General features: G+C 72.7%; 16 protein-coding genes and 1 pseudogene. 10 read left to right on the top strand and 7 right to left on the bottom strand.

The window, feature by feature from the left end; translation table 11 throughout:
- Positions 1–645: pseudogene (locus E4P40_RS20175) on the bottom strand (mannitol dehydrogenase family protein); the annotation flags it as partial.
- Positions 646–810: 165 nt separating this feature from the next.
- On the opposite strand from E4P40_RS20175, the gene E4P40_RS20170 reads away from it, so the two are divergent.
- On the top strand, positions 811–1986 hold the full coding sequence (locus tag E4P40_RS20170; protein WP_135160286.1) for an acyl-CoA dehydrogenase family protein: 1176 nt from the start codon (positions 811–813) through the stop codon (positions 1984–1986).
- A gap of 1 nt (position 1987) precedes the next feature.
- The gene (locus E4P40_RS20165) at positions 1988–3148 is read left to right on the top strand and encodes an acyl-CoA dehydrogenase family protein (RefSeq protein ID WP_135160285.1); all 1161 of its coding nucleotides are present in this window, start codon (positions 1988–1990) and stop codon (positions 3146–3148) included.
- 91 nt (positions 3149–3239) lie between these two features.
- Here E4P40_RS20165 and E4P40_RS20160 read toward each other — a convergent pair whose 3' ends face one another.
- The 3 genes from E4P40_RS20160 to E4P40_RS20150 all read right to left on the bottom strand — a co-directional run bounded on the left by E4P40_RS20160 (position 3240) and on the right by E4P40_RS20150 (position 7199).
- The gene (locus tag E4P40_RS20160) at positions 3240–4109 is read right to left on the bottom strand and encodes an HDOD domain-containing protein (protein WP_245160463.1); all 870 of its coding nucleotides are present in this window, start codon (positions 4107–4109) and stop codon (positions 3240–3242) included.
- The gene (locus tag E4P40_RS20155) at positions 4106–6181 is read right to left on the bottom strand and encodes an EAL domain-containing protein (protein ID WP_245160462.1); all 2076 of its coding nucleotides are present in this window, start codon (positions 6179–6181) and stop codon (positions 4106–4108) included. Before E4P40_RS20155 ends, E4P40_RS20160 begins: the two co-directional genes overlap by 4 nt.
- 229 nt (positions 6182–6410) lie before the next feature.
- A complete protein-coding gene (locus E4P40_RS20150) occupies positions 6411–7199 on the bottom strand; it encodes an alpha/beta fold hydrolase (protein WP_209305432.1) in 789 nt (262 codons plus the stop codon).
- An 89-nt stretch (positions 7200–7288) separates the two neighbouring features.
- Between E4P40_RS20150 and E4P40_RS20145 the strand changes: the two genes are divergently transcribed.
- From E4P40_RS20145 to E4P40_RS20120, 6 genes are all read left to right on the top strand, one after another.
- The gene (locus E4P40_RS20145) at positions 7289–8806 is read left to right on the top strand and encodes a Re/Si-specific NAD(P)(+) transhydrogenase subunit alpha (protein ID WP_280790633.1); all 1518 of its coding nucleotides are present in this window, start codon (positions 7289–7291) and stop codon (positions 8804–8806) included.
- Positions 8803–10215, top strand: a complete 1413-nt coding sequence (gene pntB / locus E4P40_RS20140) for a Re/Si-specific NAD(P)(+) transhydrogenase subunit beta (protein WP_135160282.1) — start codon at positions 8803–8805, stop codon at positions 10213–10215. Before E4P40_RS20145 ends, pntB begins: the two co-directional genes overlap by 4 nt.
- Before the next feature lie 67 nt (positions 10216–10282).
- On the top strand, positions 10283–11125 hold the full coding sequence (locus tag E4P40_RS20135) for an MEDS domain-containing protein (RefSeq protein WP_135160281.1): 843 nt from the start codon (positions 10283–10285) through the stop codon (positions 11123–11125).
- Positions 11122–12063, top strand: coding sequence for a sensor histidine kinase (locus E4P40_RS20130; RefSeq protein WP_167762317.1), 942 nt, complete (start codon positions 11122–11124; stop codon positions 12061–12063). Before E4P40_RS20135 ends, E4P40_RS20130 begins: the two co-directional genes overlap by 4 nt.
- A 191-nt stretch (positions 12064–12254) precedes the next feature.
- Entirely contained in the window at positions 12255–12977 is a 723-nt protein-coding gene (locus E4P40_RS20125; protein WP_135160279.1) for a GAF and ANTAR domain-containing protein, read from the top strand.
- A 185-nt stretch (positions 12978–13162) separates the two neighbouring features.
- Entirely contained in the window at positions 13163–13606 is a 444-nt protein-coding gene (locus E4P40_RS20120; RefSeq protein WP_135160278.1) for a hypothetical protein, read from the top strand.
- Here E4P40_RS20120 and E4P40_RS20115 read toward each other — a convergent pair.
- Positions 13603–14004: a hypothetical protein gene (locus E4P40_RS20115; protein WP_135160277.1), complete on the bottom strand. Its 402-nt coding sequence runs from the start codon at positions 14002–14004 to the stop codon at positions 13603–13605. The genes E4P40_RS20120 and E4P40_RS20115 overlap by 4 nt on opposite strands.
- A gap of 189 nt (positions 14005–14193) precedes the next feature.
- Between E4P40_RS20115 and E4P40_RS20110 the strand changes: the two genes are divergently transcribed.
- Positions 14194–14577 (top strand): VOC family protein, encoded by a 384-nt coding sequence (locus E4P40_RS20110; protein WP_135160276.1) that lies wholly within the window; start codon positions 14194–14196, stop codon positions 14575–14577.
- A gap of 27 nt (positions 14578–14604) precedes the next feature.
- Positions 14605–15774 (top strand): glycoside hydrolase family 3 N-terminal domain-containing protein, encoded by a 1170-nt coding sequence (locus E4P40_RS20105; RefSeq protein WP_135160275.1) that lies wholly within the window; start codon positions 14605–14607, stop codon positions 15772–15774.
- A gap of 1 nt (position 15775) precedes the next feature.
- Here E4P40_RS20105 and E4P40_RS20100 read toward each other — a convergent pair whose 3' ends face one another.
- Both E4P40_RS20100 and E4P40_RS20095 read right to left on the bottom strand, forming a co-directional pair.
- Positions 15776–16504: a DUF72 domain-containing protein gene (locus tag E4P40_RS20100; RefSeq protein WP_135160274.1), complete on the bottom strand. Its 729-nt coding sequence runs from the start codon at positions 16502–16504 to the stop codon at positions 15776–15778.
- Between the two features lie 80 nt (positions 16505–16584).
- Positions 16585–16935, bottom strand: a 351-nt coding sequence (locus tag E4P40_RS20095; RefSeq protein ID WP_135160273.1) for a transglycosylase SLT domain-containing protein, incomplete at its 5' end; no start/stop codon positions are given.

The following is a 16935-nucleotide window of genomic DNA, read 5'->3' as shown; positions in this document are numbered from 1 at the left end:
CAGCTCGGGGTCCCGCAGGGCGGCGAAGGCGGCGTAGCTGCTGCGCGCCAGGTCGCCGTTGTGCGGGATGTTGTCGCAGGACACGACGGTGAACGGCGGGATCCCGCGGCTCCGGCGGCGGACCAGCGCCTCCACGAGGAGGCCGAAGGTGGTCCGCAGCGCCGCGCCGGGCTGCAGGTCGTGGACGACGCCGGGATGGCTGCCGTCGAACTCCCCCGTGACGGCCGAGGCGTTGTACCCACCCTCGGTCACCGTCAGGGACACGACACGGGTGGCCGGATCGGCCATCCTCTCCACGACGGCGTCGGGGTCGTCGGGGGCGAACAGGTAGTCGACGATCGAGCCGACGACGCGGGCGTCGAGGGCCCCGTCGGGATGCTTGACGACCAGTGTGAACAGGCAGTCCTGCGCGGCCATGACGTCGGCCATCAGCCGGTCGCCGGGCAGGATGCCGACCCCGCAGACCCCCCACTCCAGCGCCTCGCCCCGCTCCATGAGCCGGTCGAGGTACATGGCCTGGTGGGACCGGTGGAAGCCGCCGACGCCGAGATGCACGATGCCCGTCCGCACGACGCTGCGGTCGTAGGCCGGCGTCGCCACCGAGGGGCTCAGCGACCGGAGGGACCGCGCGGCGAGAGGGGTCACGGGCACACCATGCCCTGGAAGCCGCGTCCTCGACCCCTCGGTTCGGGCGACCCGCCGGGGATGTCCTGGGCGGTTGCTACCCACGGGTAGGAAATGTGGGATCGTCAGGTCACCACGAACGTGACGGCCGCGATCGGAACGACGGCCGGCAGGAATTGAGGATCGATGCGGTTGCAGCTGTCCCCGGAGCTCGAGGCCTTCCGCGAGGAGATGCGCACCTTCTTCACCACGCAGGTGCCGCAGGAGATCCGCGACACCGTCGCGGCCCACCGGCACGTGTCCAAGGAGCAGTACGTCGAGACCCAGCGGGTGCTCAACGCCGCAGGCCTGGCCGTGCCGCACTGGCCGGTGGAGTGGGGGGGCCGCGACTGGACGCCGCTGCAGCGCCACATCTGGCGCGAGGAGATGCAGCTGGCCAACGTGCCCGAACCCCTGGCGTTCAACACGTCCATGATCGGCCCGGTGCTCGCGGCCTTCGGCAACCAGGAGCAGAAGGAGCGCTTCCTGCCGAAGACGGCGAACCTCGACATCTGGTGGTGCCAGGGCTTCTCCGAGCCCGACGCCGGCTCCGACCTCGCGTCCCTGCGCACCACCGCCGTCCGCGACGGTGACGACTGGGTGGTCAACGGCCAGAAGACCTGGACGACGCTCGGGCAGCACGCCGACTGGATCTTCTGCCTGGTCCGCACGGACCCGGGCGCGGAGAAGAAGCAGCGCGGCATCTCGATGCTCGTGTTCCCGATGGACTCCCCCGGCGTCGCGCTCCGCCCGATCGAGCTGATCGACGGCGGCTTCGAGGTCAACGAGGTCTTCTTCGAGGACGTCCGCGTCCCCGCCGAGAACCTCGTCGGCGAGGAGAACCGGGGCTGGGACTACGCGAAGTTCCTGCTCGGCAACGAGCGGGTCGGCATCGCCCGCGTCGGCTCCACCAAGAGCATGCTGGCCCAGGCGAAGCAGCACGCCCGTGAGATCAGCGTCGGGGGCCGGCCGCTCTCGGAGGACCCGCGGATGGCCGCCCGCATCGCCGAGGTCGAGAACGACCTCCTGGCCCTCGAGCTCACGGCGCTCCGGGTGGCCGCGAACTCTGCCGACGGCAAGCCGCACCCGGCCTCGTCGGTGCTCAAGCTGCGCGGGTCGGAGCTGCAGCAGGCGGCCACCGAACTGCTGGTCGACATCGCCGGTCCGCTGTCGCTGGCATCGTTCGCGCAGGCGGACTCCGACGTCCCCGACTGGGCGCGAGTGGCGACGCCGCACTACCTGAACTACCGCAAGGTCTCCATCTACGGCGGCTCCAACGAGGTGCAGCGCACCATCATCGCCGGCTCGATCCTGGGATTGTGACGTGAACTTCGACTACGACAGCGAGCAGAACGACCTCCGGGAGGCGGTGCGCGGCCTGCTGGTGCGCGCCTACTCCGACAGCGAGCAGCGCCGTTCGGTGGTGAAGACCGACCCGGGCTTCGACGAGAAGACCTGGGCGCGGCTGGCCGAGATGGGCCTGCTGGGCCTGCCCTTCGCCGAGGAGGACGGCGGCATGGGCGCCGGCCCGGTCGAGGTGGCGATCGTCGCCGAGGAGATCGGACGGGTCCTGGCGCCCGAGCCGTTCATCGAGACGGTCGTCCTGGCCGGCGGCCTCGTCGCCGCCGTCGGCACGCCCGAGCAGCGCGGCGAGATCCTCGCGGGCATCTCCGAGGGGACGACGGTCGCCGTCTTCGCACACGCCGAGCCCGGCCTCCGCTGGAGCCCGACGGCCGAGAAGGTCACCGCCACGCAGAGCGGCGACGGGTGGACGCTGACCGGCGTCAAGGAGCCGGTGCCGAGTGGTGCCCGCGCCGACCTGCTCGTGGTCAGCGCGGTGGTCGACGGCGGCACCGGCCTGTTCCTCGTCGGGGGGGACGCCGAGGGCCTGACCCGCACCGGGTACCGCACCCACGACGGCACCTGGGCCGCGAACGTCCGCTTCGACGGGACCCCGGCCCAGCAGCTGGGCCGGAGCGACTCCCCCGCCCACCCGGACCGCACCGCGGCCGTCGAGCGGGTGCTGGCCGAGGCGCGGATCGCCTACGGCCACGAGGCGATCGGCGCCATGGACACGGCGCTGCGCACCACGGCGGAGTACCTGAAGACGCGCAAGCAGTTCGGCGTCACCCTCAACAAGTTCCAGGCGCTGACCTTCCGGGCGGCGGACATGTACGTGTCACTGGAGCTCGCTCGCAGCCTCGCGCTGTGGGCGTCGATGGTGCAGGAGGCAGGCGGCGACGTCGTCCAGGCCGCGGACCGGGCCCGGCTGCAGGTCAGCCGCGCGAGCCGGCACATCGGCAAGGAGGCGATCCAGCTGCACGGCGGCATCGGTGTGACGGCGGAGTACTCCGTCGGGCACTACACGAGCCGGCTGACCGCGATCGACCACCTGCTCGGTGACGGCGACTGGGCCCTGTCCCGGCTCGCCGAGAAGGTGGACAGCTACCCGACGGTCGATCCCCTGGGCGCCCCGTACGCGTAGTCCGCATCAGGCCCCGCGAGAGTGTGCGCGGATGTGCAGTTCCAGCGACGAGAACCGCACGTCTGCGCACACCCTGCGCGCGGCGGGCGGCTCACACGATCCAGTCGTCGGGGTCGTCCTCGGGGGACGGCTCGCCCAGCATCGCGCGGCGCAGCTCGGCGGCGTCGGCCCGCACCTGGTCCAGCACCGGCACCAGGTCGTCCTCGACCAGCTTGCCGCAGGTGAGCCGCGAGATCGGGACCTCCTCGTAGTCCTCGGTGCACAGCCGCGAGGCGACCTCGAACGCGGCGCGGAGCAGCGCGCCGTCGATCGCGCGGTAGTCGTCGATCTCCTTCAGCGGCGTGGTCAGCGTGGTCGGGAAGCCCCACTGCTCGAGTGCGACCGCGGTGAGCCGCAGGCTGTTGATGCCGTACCGGCGGGTCTCCGCGGTACGCCGGCCGCGGTAGGTCGGCTCCGCGTCGAGGATCGCCTCGTAGCCGGCCGGGTCGTTGTGGTGCAGCAGCGCGGCACCCATCTGCGCGAGCAGACCGAGGCAGAGCGAGTCCTGGGGCCGCTCGCCGAAGCGGGGCGCGAGGGTCGAGGCGGCCAGCGCCAGGCTGGTCGTCACGTCCCAGAAGTTCTCGGGCAGCCGGGACTCGTCGTCGAGGTTCGTCAGGGCGACCGTCGCCATCGTGCGCACGGTGGTGAAGCCGACGACCGTCACCGCGAACTGCAGCGACGTCACCCGGCCACGCATGCCGAAGTAGGCCGAGTTGGCCAGCTTCATGACCCGGCTGGCCAGCGCGACGTCCGACGCGAGGATCCGCGACAGGGCCTTCGCGCTGGTGTCGTCGGAGTTGGCGACCGACACGATCTGGGCGGCGACCGGGCGCTGCGCGGCCATCGTGTCGATGCTCGCGAGCACCTTCTCGATGTCGAACACCGGCGCGGCGACGACCTCGGGGAACGGGGACACCGTCACGACTCATCCTTCTGGTAGGCGGCGAACCAGGCGGCGGCGTGCCCGCCGGTCATGGGCTCGGCCAGGCTGAAGCCCTGCAGGTAGGTCACGCCGAGCTGGGTCAGCTCGGCGGCCTGCTCGAGGGTCTCGACACCCTCGGCGACCGTGCACAGGTTGAGGGTCGCCGCGAGGGCGATGACGGCGGAGGCGATCTCCGCGTGGCCCTGGGCCATCTCGGCGACGAACGACCGGTCCACCTTGAGGCAGTCGACCGGCAGGTGCCGGAGGTAGGCCAGCGAGGAGTAACCCGTGCCGAAGTCGTCGATCGCGAGCTCGATGCCGAGGTCGCGCAGCTGCTGCAGGATCTCCCGCGCCGACGTCGGGTCCTTCATCAGGGCCGACTCGGTGATCTCCACGGAGATCCGCGACGGCGCCAGCTCGTGCCGCTCGAGGGCTGCCGCGACCTGGCCGGGCAGGTTGTCGTCGAGCTGCAGCGCCGAGACGTTGACGTTGGCGCGCGGCGGGGCGGCCGGCCCGAGCAGGTGGTCCCACTCGGCCAGCTGGCGGCAGGTCTCGTCGAGCACGAGCAGGCCGAGACCGGAGATGAGGCCGCTCTCCTCGGCCAGCGGCACGAAGGTCGCCGGGCTGATGGGGCCGCGCTCGCCGTGCGTCCAGCGGGCGAGGGACTCCACGGCCACCGGGTGACCCTCGGAGGCGCTGAAGATCGGCTGGTAGGTCAGCGTGATCTCGCGCCGGTCGATCGCGTCGCGCAGCTCGGCGACGAGCCGCAGCTTGTCCCGCGCCTCGGCACGGGCCTGCTGGTCGAGGACGGTGACCCGCCCCTTGCCGCCGGCCTTCGCCTGGTACATGGCGATGTCGCAGTCGCGGATGAGCTCGTCGGCCGCGGTGTGCTCCGCGGTCTGCACGGTGACGCCGACGCTGGCGTAGGGACGGACGTCGACGCCCCCGAGGCGCATCGGCCGGGCCAGGGCCTCGGACACCCGGCCGGCCAGTGCGACGACCGCCTCCTCGTCCACCTTCTCGCAGACGACGACGAACTCGTCGCCGCCGAAGCGCGCGACCAGGTCGCCGGGACGGACGGTGGCGCGGAGCCGCGCCGCCACCTCCACCAGCAGCTCGTCGCCGGCGGTGTGGCCGAGGGAGTCGTTGACGACCTTGAAGTTGTCGAGATCGAGGAAGAGGCAGGCCAGCCCGCCGGCACCGGTCTGGAACCGCTCGGCGACGTACTGCGCCAGCAGTGTGCGGTTCGGCAGGCCGGTCAGCGGGTCGTGGTTGGCCTGGTGGGCGAGCTTCGCCTCGAAGGCGAGCCGGTCGGTGATGTCCTCGATGGTGCCGACGAAGCCGGCGCCGACACCCGGGGTGAACAGGTGGGCGAAGCGGATGACCGTCGTCCGGACGGTGCCGTCGTCGCGCACCAGGCGGGCCTGGGTCTCGACCTCGTCGCCGTCCAGGGCGGCGGCCACCTGCTCGATGACGGCGTCCAGGTCGTCCTCGTGGATGGAGTTGATCCAGCCGGTGCCGAGCAGCTGCTCCGCGCGCAGGCCGACCAGGGTGCAGAACGCGTCGTTGACGTGCGCCAGGCGCATGCCCTGCTCCGAGAGCAGGGTCGGGACCGGGGACCGCTCGGTGAGCGCGGAGAACCGCCGCTCGTGGGCATCGGCGGTGGCGCGCAGGGCGCGCTCGTGCTCGTTGCTGGTCGACAGGATGCGGATGGTCCACATGCGGCCACCGGGGGACGGCGTCGTGATGACGACGGCCTCGACGACGGCACCGCTGGCGGTGTGCACGGGGAGGGTCATGCGGGCGGCGCGCTCACGGCGCAGCAGGAGCTTGAGCTCTCCGCCGCCGAGGGAGGGGAAGAGCTGGTCCAGGGGCAGCGCGCGCAGGTCGTCGAGGCCGTACCCGAGCAGCTGCACGGCGCCCTCGTTGCACCAGGTCAGTCGCTGACCGGCCGCGGTGGCCTCGGCCACCAGGATGGCGAGGCTGTCGCTGACGGTCGCGCTGTAGAAGACCGACGAGACGACCTCCGGCGGCACCATGTCCTCGTGCGGTGCACTGATCGAGACGGACACGGTCCTCCCTCCGCTGCTCCATGACCGCAGCCCCTCGGCTGCGTCAGCGGGGTTCCGGCCAGCTCGTGGCGGCCGCCTTCGACCGCGCACTCCGGGCTGGGCCGGAACCCGCTGCGAACTGTTTCGGCCGAAACGGGGGGCAGCTTTCACCTGAACGTGCGCGGCACCCCCCTTACGGGTGAAGGCCGGCCAGCAGGCCGTATCCCCTCGTCCGGCCACGGTTCGGCGGTCAGGAGGCGAGGACGCGATGCCCGAGCCAGCCGAGCAGCGTGGCCAGCGGCTCCTTCCAGCGGGCGTCGAGCATGAGGTCGTGGCCCATGCCGGGGAACTCGACGAGGTCCGCGCCGTACCGCCGGGCGGTCGCCCGGACGCCGCGGATCGGCACCAGCCGGTCGTCCGGAGTGGCGAGGACGAGGACCGGCGGCGCACCGAGCGGGCGGCCCGCCGGGCGGTGCAGGAGCAACTGGTACTGGACGACGGCCGACTCGCCGCCGCACCGGTCGGCGTGGCCCTGGGCCGCGGCGTCGTCGAGCTCGTGGAAGAGGTACTCCGGGCGCAGGGGCAGCGAGGCGCCGACGACGATCCGCAGTGCGTCCGTCGGGTGCCGGCGGGCGATGGCGACCAGCGAGGGCACCGCCGGGTGCGCCGGCACCGGGGTCACGAGGACGGCGGCCCGCGCCGCGTACCGGGCCAGCACCAGTTGCACGACCAGCCCGCCCATCGAGTGGCCGACGAGGACCGGAGGGCGCGGCAGGGACAGCGCCGTCTGCACGACGTCGTCGGCGTAGTGCCGGAGCTGGGCGGTCCGCATCCGGCCCGGACTCGATCCGTGCCCGCGCAGCGAGACAGCGTAGCTGGGCCAGCCCGCCTCCGCCGTGGTGTCCATCCACCGCTCCCAGCACCACGCGCCGTGGCCGAGACCGTGGACGAACAGCAGCGGCGGCCGCCCGTCGTCCACGGCCGGCTGCCGCTCCAGCACCTCGAGCGCCGACGGGGCCCGGAACGTGTTACCTGTCACATCTGTGACCGTAATCCATGCGCATGGTCTTGGGCACGGCATGATCCCCCCAAGAGCCCCAACGAAGGAGCGCCACGTTGCTGATCGGAGTGCCGCGGGAGACCCGCGCCCGGGAGACTCGGGTGGCCGCCACGCCCGTGACCGTCACCAAGATCGTGGCGCTGGGCTACGACGTGGTGGTCGAGTCCGGCGCGGGGGCGGCGAGCAGCTTCCCCGACGAGGCCTACGCCGAATCCGGCGCGCGGATCGGGACGGCCGAGGAGGCCTGGCAGGCCGACGTCGTCCTCCGGGTCAACGCCCCCACGCCCGAGGAGCTCCCCCGCCTCAAGGACGGCGCCACGCTGATCAGTCTGCTGTCCCCGGCGCTGAACCCGGAGCTGGTGGACGCGCTCGCGGGGCGGCCGATCACCGCACTCGCCATGGACGCCGTCCCGCGGATCTCGCGGGCGCAGTCGATGGACGTGCTGAGCTCGATGGCCAACATCGCCGGCTACCGCGCCGTGATCGAGGCGGCGCACACGTTCGGCCGGTTCTTCACCGGTCAGGTCACCGCCGCCGGCAAGGTGCCGCCGGCAAAGGTGCTCGTCGCCGGTGCGGGCGTCGCCGGCCTGGCCGCGATCGGTGCGGCGAGCAGTCTCGGGGCGATCGTGCGCGCGACCGACGTCCGCCCGGAGGTGGCCGAGCAGGTCCGGTCGCTGGGCGGTGAGTACGTCGCCGTGCCCGCCGGGGAGGCCGAGGTCAGCGCCGACGGCTACGCGCGGGAGATGGGCGAGGACTTCAACCGCCGCGCGGCGCAGATGTACGCGGAGCAGGCCCCGGACGTGGACATCATCATCACCACCGCGCTCATCCCCGGCCGGCCGGCGCCCCGGCTGATCACCGAGGAGATGGTCGCCTCGATGAGGTCCGGCAGCGTGATCGTCGACATGGCCGCCGCGCAGGGCGGCAACGTGGCCGGCTCGGTCGCCGACGAGATCGTGGTGACTCCCAACGGCGTGTCGATCATCGGCTACACCGATCTCCCCGGTCGGCTGCCGGCGCAGGCGTCCCAGCTGTACGGGCAGAACCTGGTCAGCCTGCTCACGCTGCTCACCCCGGCCAAGGACGGCCGGCTGGTGCTCGACTTCGACGACGTCGTCCAGCGGGCCATGACCGTCGTCCGCGAGGGCGAGAAGACCTGGCCCCCGCCACCGGTGCAGGTGTCGGCCGCACCGGCCCCGGTCGCGGCCGCCGCGGTCGAACCCGCCCCGCCCAAGGCGCCACCACCGCCGTCGCGGAAGTTCGCCGTCGTCGGCGTCGCCGCCGCACTCCTGTTCCTGATCACCGCGTTCTCCCCGAACGAGCTGATCCAGCACTTCACCGTGTTCGCCCTCGCCGTCGTCGTCGGCTACTACGTGATCGGGCACGTGCACCACGCGCTGCACACGCCGCTCATGTCGGTGACCAACGCGATCTCCGGGATCATCGTGGTCGGCGCGCTGCTGCAGATCGGCCACGACGAGCCGGTGGTCACCGGGCTGGCGTTCGTGGCGATCCTGCTGGCCAGCATCAACGTCTTCGGCGGCTTCGCCGTCACCCGCCGGATGCTGGGGATGTTCACCCGATGACCGCCACCTCGGCCGCCGCGGCGGCCTACATCGTCGCCGGCCTGCTGTTCATCCTGAGCCTGGCCGGCCTCTCCAGGCACGAGACCGCGAAGGCCGGCAACGCCTTCGGCATGGCCGGCATGGCCATCGCCCTCGTGGCGACCATCGGGCTGGCCCTGAACCACGACATCTCCGGGGTCGGCGCCGGCCTGCTCGCCGTCGCCGTCGTGATCGGCGCCCTCATCGGGCTCTGGCGGGCCCGGCAGGTCGAGATGACCGGCATGCCGGAGCTGATCGCGATCCTGCACAGCTTCGTCGGCCTCGCCGCGGTGCTGGTCGGCTGGAACGGCTACCTGTCGGTCGAGGGAAATCTCGACGAGCAGACCGAGGTCGCCTCGAACCTGCTGGGCATCCACTCCGCCGAGGTCGTGATCGGCGTCTTCATCGGTGCGGTCACCTTCACCGGATCGATCGTCGCCTTCCTCAAGCTGTCCGGGCGGATCAGGTCCAACCCGCTGATGCTCCCCGGCCACAACCTGCTCAACCTCGGTGCGCTGGTCGCCTTCGTCGTCCTCACGATCGTGTTCGTGATCGACCCCAACCTGGTCGTGCTGTCGGTCGTCACGCTGATCGCACTCGCGCTGGGCTGGCACCTCGTCGCCTCCATCGGCGGCGGCGACATGCCCGTCGTCGTCTCCATGCTCAACAGCTACTCCGGCTGGGCGGCCGCCGCCTCGGGCTTCCTGCTGGGCAACGACCTGCTGATCATCACCGGCGCCCTGGTCGGGTCCTCCGGTGCCTACCTCTCCTACATCATGTGCAAGGCGATGAACCGGTCGTTCATCTCCGTCATCGCCGGCGGGTTCGGCAACGAGGGCGCCGCCTCCACCGACGACCGCGACTACGGCGAGCACACCGAGATCGACGCCCAGGGGGTCGCCGAGATGCTCGCCGACGCCCGGTCGGTCGTCATCACCCCCGGCTACGGCATGGCCGTCGCCCAGGCCCAGTCCGCAGTCGCCGAGCTCACCCGCCACCTCCGCGACAAGGGCGTCGACGTCCGCTTCGGCATCCACCCCGTCGCCGGCCGGCTCCCCGGCCACATGAACGTGCTGCTGGCCGAGGCCAAGGTGCCCTACGACATCGTCCTGGAGATGGACGAGATCAACGACGACCTCGGAGAGACCGACGTCGTCCTCGTCATCGGCGCCAACGACACCGTCAACCCCGCCGCGACCGAGGACCCCACCAGCCCGATCGCCGGCATGCCGGTGCTCAAGGTGTGGGAGGCGGGGAACGTCGTCGTCTTCAAGCGGTCGATGAACACCGGTTACGCCGGCGTGCAGAACCCGCTCTTCTTCCGGGACAACAGCCGGATGCTCTTCGGCGACGCCCGCGAGCGCGTGGAGGACATCCTCCGCGCGCTGTGAGATCCGTCGGGCCCTGTCCTCCGGGACGTGGGCGGCCTACGGTGGGTGAGTGCGTGCACACGGAGTCATGAGCGCGATCCCGGAGCCGGGTGCGTCCGACCACGTCTGCTGGGTCTACGACGACGACGCCGACTTCGACGAGGCCGTCCGCGAGTTCCTCGCCGGCGGGCTCGAGCGCGGGGAGCGGTTGCTCTGCGTCGGGGACGACGTCGTGCAGCGCATGCGCAGCGACCGTCCTCCGCTCCCCGGCGCCGCGGATCTCCTCGCCCGGGGAGCGCTGGAGCTGCTCACCGTCGCCGAGGCCTACGACGCGGCCGGGGCCTTCTCCGTCGAGCGGCAGTTCGCGTACTACGAGGGCGAGACCGGCCGGGCCCGCGACGAGGGGTACACCGGGCTCCGGGTGGTCGCCGAGCTCAGCCCGCTCGCCGGGGACCCGGTCCGCCGGGGCGAGCTCGTGCGCTGGGAGCACGTGGCCGACGAGTACATGGCGTCGGGTTCCGGGATGACGGCGATGTGCGCCTACCGCGCCGAACTGGGCAGCGAGGCGCTCGCCGACGTCACCTCGGTGCACCCGATCGTCTCCGCCGCCGACGGCGGCCCGCCGTTCCGCATCTTCTTCGACGAGGACCGGCTGGTGCTCGCCGGCAGCGTGGACACCTTCAGCGCCGACCGGCTGGCCCGGGTGCTGGCCACCTCGCCCGTTCGTCCCGACGCCGCGGTCATCGACCTCGGCCTCGTGGAGTTCATGGACGTGTCCGCTGCTCGCGTCCTCGCCCGTTGGGCCCACCACCTGCAGGCCGGGTCGGTGCGGGTGGAGGTCCGCAACGCCACCCCGCTCTTCCGCCGGATGTGGCAGATCCTCGCGCTGGACGAGCTGGTCCCGGTGTCGTTCGCCGGCGCCGCCGCGTGAGCGTGCTGGCCGACGAGATCCGGGGCTTCGAGCACGAGGCACTGTTCTACCGGGGGGAGGAGGACTTCCTCGCCGGGCTCCTGCCGTTCGTGCGCGAGGGTCTGGACCTCGACGAGGTGGTCGTCGTCGCCGAGCCACGGCCCCGCCTCCGACTGCTGAGGGATGCCCTCGGCGACGACGCCGACGCGGTGCAGTTCATCGACATGGCCGAGATCGGCGGCAACCCGGCACGGATCATCGGCGTGTGGGCCGCCACCCTGGAGAAGCACACGCGGGCCGGACGGCGGATCCGCGGCGTCGGCGAGCCCGCCTTCGCAGGTCGCCGCCCGGCCGAGTTCGCCGAGTGCGAGCTGCACGAGCTGCTGCTGAACCGAGCCTTCGACGACGGGCCGGCCTGGCGGCTGCTCTGCCCCTATGACGAGGACCGCCTTCCCCGCACGGTGATCCGCGGTGCGCTGCACACGCACCCCTTCCGGTCGACCAGTGTCTCGCGGCTCACGAGCGGGTCCTACGCCGCCGACGGGGTGGCCACGGCGTTCGGCAGACCCCTCCCCCCGCCGACCGAGGGAGTCCTCCGCGGGACGTTCGGCGCGCACGACGTGCCGGCCACCCGGCGCACGGTCGCGCACTACGCCCGGCGGTGCGGGCTGTCGGAGGAACAGGTCGAGGTGCTGGAGCTGGCCGCCTCGGAGCTGGCGACCAACAGCGTCCTGCACGGCGGTGGCACCGGCACCGTCGCCATGTGGCTCGAGCCCGGGGCCGCAGTGGTCGAGTTCAGCGACTCCGGTCACGTCACCGATCCGCTGACCGGCCGGACGATGCCGCCGCTGGAGTCCGAGGGCGGGCGTGGGGTCTACCTCGTCAACCAGCTGTGCGACCTGGTCCAGCTCCGGTCGTCGGAGCACGGGACGACGGTCAGGGTCATCACCTGGCGGTGACGGCGGAGCTGGGCGTCCCTGCGCCCGGATCGGCGCCGCCCATGGCTATGCTCGCTGCCTGAACGCGCGTCACACAGCCGGCGCGCACGGTCGGGGCCCGCCCCGGCTCGGCGGCGCCCTGAAGACACGGGGGCTCCGCCACTGAGCGCCGGCGTCCCTTCGTCCGGTACGACCCCGACGGAGTGCAACGCGTGACTCGCCCCGATGACGACCGAGCTGTCGTCGTCCAGACCGCGTTCGACGAGCTCGGCCGGCTCTCGTTCGCCGACCACTCGCTGGAGTCGCTCCTGCAGACCGTGACGGACGTGGCCGGGCGGGTGCTCCCGGGGCAGCCGTTCACGTCGGTCACCATCGTCCACGAGAACCGGCCGTCGACCGTCGCCGCGAGCGGCGCGCTGGCCGTCGAGCTCGACGAGCTCCAGTACCGCCTGGGCGCCGGCCCCTGCCTCGCCGCCGCCGCCACCGGCGCGCCCTCCGAGATCCCCGACACCCGGAACCCGTCCGAGTGGACCGAGTTCGCCACCCACGCGGCGGTGCGGGGGTGCGACACGATCCTGTCGATGCCGCTGCCGCCCCAGGAGCTCGTGTCGGGGGCGCTCAACGTGTACGCCCGGCACTCCGACGCCCTGCCGGCCGAGACCAGGAAGCTGGTGTCGCGGTTCGCCGCCTACGCCGTCGTCCCGGTCTCGAACATGTACCTCTACACGAGCGCCGTCGAGCGGGCGGAGCACCTGCAGGCGGCACTGGACTCCCGGGCCGTCATCGACCAGGCCAAGGGCATCCTCATGGAGCGGTACCGGCTGACTGCCGACCGGGCCTTCCAGGCGCTGGCGCGGGTGTCGATGGAGACCAACACCAAGGTGCGGGACGTGGCGCAACGCATGGTGGAGACCGGCGAGTTCGAGGGTTCCTGAACGGACGCCGGCCCTCGGGCTGCGGACGTGCGTGCCGCCAGGCAGGGTCGGCGCTACGGCGCTGCGGTCGGCCGGCCGCCCGGAGCGCCCAGGCTCAGCGGTCGAGGACACGGCCGCTGAGCCGCCCTGTCACCCGGCCGTGCGTGCGGTTGCGCTCCGGGCCGGGGTCGCGGACGGTTGCCGTCGTGGATCCCTTCCGCGGCCTGGGGATGCCCCGCATCCCCGGCCTCAGCGAGCTCCTGACCCTCCTGCAGACGCAGACCGAGGCGCTGGCCCAGCTGCCGCGCACCCTGACCGACCTCAACGGCACGGTCCGCGAGCTGACCGAGGCGACGACGATGGCGCACGCGACCATCGCGTCGGCCCAGCGCATCGCCGAGCGCCTCGAGGACCTCGTGGAGGAGCTCGAGGAGCCGGTGCGCGCCCTGAAGCCGGGGATCGAGCGCGTCGGCCGGGTGCTCGACGACCCGGTCGTGGACACCGTGCCGGACACCCTGCGCCGGATCCAGGAGGACCTGGTGCCGCTGATCCACGGCCTGCGGGTGGCCCAGTCCCGCGTCGGCTCGGTGACGGGGCTGCTGCGCCGCAGGCCCCGTGAGGACGACGAGGACGACCCCCCCGGGATCTAGGTGCCGGTGGTCTTCCCGTCGTCCAGGCTGCCCGGACGGACGAAGTCGCCGACCGCCTTCTCCAGCTGGGCCCAGGTGGAGCTCCACTCGACCAGCGGATCGATGAGCCGCTCGAAGACCGCGAGCTGCCCGTCGAAGGCGTCGAGCTGGGCGCGCATGGCCGCGATCGACTGCCGCTGGGCACTCACCGTCTGCTGGACCGTCCGCAACTGTGCCGCGGACATCGCCCCGGGCGGGCTGGGCAGGGCGGGCAGGTGCAGCTTGGACGGGACGTTCCCCGCGATCGAGCGGGCGCGGTCGCTGAACCCGCGCAGCTGGGAGACGAACTCGTCGATCGACCGCCCGACCAGGCTGCCGGTCGCGGTCGTCGGTTCTGGGTGCTCCTGCTCGCCCGCCATGGCCGGAACCGTATTCCCCGGGCCCGACGACGGCGAGAGGCGGACCGGTCAGCCCGTCGTCCAGGCCACGGCGAGCTCGTCGCGCTGCCCGGTCGGGACGTCGGCGTGGCGCGGTGAGCGTCTCGGGAACGACGGCCACGCTACGCGGGGGTTGCGCCGCGCCCCCTGTGCGTGCGCCAGGATGCGGCCATGGAGGTGCTGAGCAGCCGCGTCCTGCTGCGTCCGGCCGACGCGGCGCGGTCGCAGGCGTTCTACCGGGACGTGCTGGGGCTCGCGGTGTACCGGGAGTTCGGCCCGCCGGAGCACCGGGGCGTCGTCTTCTTCGTGGGCAACGGGCTGCTCGAGGTCTCCGGACGGTCGCACGAGCCGCCGCACGGGATGGCGCTGTGGGTGCAGGTGCGCGACGTCGCCGCCGAGCACGCCCGCCTCTCCGCCGCCGGCGTCCCGGTCGCGCGGCCACCCGAACGGGAACCGTGGGGACTCGTCGAGATGTGGATCGAGGACCCGGACGGCGTCCGTATCGTCCTGGTCGAGGTTCCCGACGACCACCCGCTCCGCCGCGACCAGCGCTGAGGAGCGCCCGGAGGTGACGACGACCGCATGCGCAGAACCGCGTCGGCCGCTCTGCTGTGCCTCCTGCTGGCCGCCTGTTCCTCCGGCGGGGGCACCGCACCTGCGGTGTCGTCCACCGCGACCGGCACGACTCCGTCGGTGTCGGCGGAACCGACGCTCTCGCCCGAGGAGGAGCAGGTGGACGCAGCGCTGGAGCTGCTCGACGACCGCGGCCGGGTGCAGCAGCTGTTCGTCGTCGGCGTCCGACTCGACGACCTGTCCCCCGGCGACGCGCTGGCCGCCGACGGCATCGGCGGGATCTTCCTGGCCGGCCGGTCCGAGGCACCCGCGACCGAGCTGGCCGGGACGACGGCCCACTGGCAGTCCCTCGCTCCCGGCCCGGGTCTCTGGGTGGCGGCCGACCAGGAGGGCGGGGCCGTCCAGACCCTGAAGGGACCAGGCTTCACCCGATTCCCGACGGCCCTCGAGCAGGGCGGCCTGCCGCCGGCGGAGCTGTCGGCACTGGCCGGCACGCTGGGGGCCGAGCTCGCCGCCGCGGGCGTGAACCTCGACCTCGCGCCGGTGGCGGACGTCGTCCCGGCCGGGACCGAGGACGGCAACGCCCCGGTCGGTGCGTTCGGGCGGCAGTACGGCAGCACCGCGGGCCAGGTGACCGCGGCGGCCGGTGCGGTCGTCGACGGGCTGGCCGCCTCCGACGTGACCGCCACCCTCAAGCACTTCCCCGGGCTGGGGCGGGTCGAGGGCAACACCGACACCGACGCCGGGGTCACCGACACGGTGACGACGGCCGGCGACGAGCAGGTGGCGGCATTCGGGACGCTGGCCCGCTCCCCGTCGCGGCCGTTCGTGATGGTGTCCTCGGCCACCTACACGCAGCTCGATGCGGCCGGCCCGGCCACGTTCTCGCGGGCGGTCCTCTCCGACCTGCTGCGGGACCGGCTCGGCTTCGACGGGGTCGTCGTGACCGACGACGTCGGCCACGCCGAGGCACTCCGCGACGTCGCCCCGGGCGACCGGGCGGTGCGGTTCCTGGAGGCCGGCGGCACGCTGGTGCTCACCGTGGACGCCGGGATCGTGCCGGGGATGGTCGACGCGGTGCTGGCGCGCAGCGCCGCCGACCCGGCCTTCGCCGCCGTCCTCGAGGACGCCGTCACCACCGCCCTGACCGCCAAGGCGCGCGCCGGCCTCCTCGGTTGACTCAGGCGCCCGCGAGCTCGCGCAGCCGCAGGGCGTTGCGGACGGCGTGCCCGTGCCCGTCGTTGTTGAAGTACACGAAGACGTCGCGGCCGCTCACCGCCCACTCCCGCACCCGGTCGGCCCACCAGCGCAGGTCGGCGTCGCTGTAGGAGCCGGCGTACAGGTGACCGGGATCCGGGCCGTGCATGCGGACGTAGACCAGCGACGCGGTCGCCCGGAGCACGCACGGCAGGTTCGCGCCGCTCATCACGCAGTAGGCGGCACCGTGCCGCTCGAGCAGGGCGTACACGCCCTCGTCGTGCCAGCTCGGGTGGCAGAACTCCACGGCCACCCGCATCCAGTCCGGCAGCCGGGCGAGGAAGAAGTCCAGCCGGGCGTCGTCCCGCTCGTGCGCGGGGTGCAGCTGGACGAGGAACACCGCCCGACGGTCGCCCAGCTCGTGCCAGGCCGACGTCAGCCGGGGCAGCCAGGCCTCGGGCGCGTGGAGGCGCTTGGCGTGGGTCAGTCCCCGCGGGGCCTTGACCGAGAGCTGGAAACCCGGTGGCAGCCGGCGCCGCCAGCCCGCGAAGGTGGCGTCGCGCGGCCACCGGTAGAAGCTGGCGTTGAGCTCGACGGTGCGGAAGCGGGCGACGTAGTGCGCGAGCCGGTCCCGCGACGGGGTGCCGGGCGGGTACAGGACGCCGTCCCAGTGGTCGTAGCTCCACCCCGACGTCCCGATGTGCACGGTCATGCTGTGCCGCTACCCACCGCACGCGGCCCCGTCCAGAGGCTCGCCCCGAGCTTGCGAGGGGTGAGGAGGACGGGGTCCTCTTAGTACCAGCCCTTGGACTGCGAGTGCGCCCACGCGCCGCAGGGCGAGCCGAACCGGTTCTCGATGTAGATGAGACCGGCATCGATCTGGCGGTAGCCGTCCGACGTCTTGGCGATGCCCGTCCCGGCCCAGGTCGAGTCGAGGAACTGCGCGATGCCGTAGGCGGTGCTGGACGGGTTCTGCGCGTTCGGGTTCCAGCCGCTCTCCTTGCCCCACAGGTTCTCCAGGCAGCTGAACTCCGAGCCCGCGCCCCCGAGCTTCTGCAGCGCATAGTCCTTGTACGAGCCGGCCGGCGCGACGGGCGCGTTCGTCCCCTGCCCCGGACCCGCCGCGGCGGCCGCCGCCTCGGC

The organism is Blastococcus sp. CT_GayMR20 (assembly GCF_004570345.1).
Note: the sequence above shows the minus strand (reverse complement) of the source record. Positions and strands in the feature narration are given on the sequence as shown.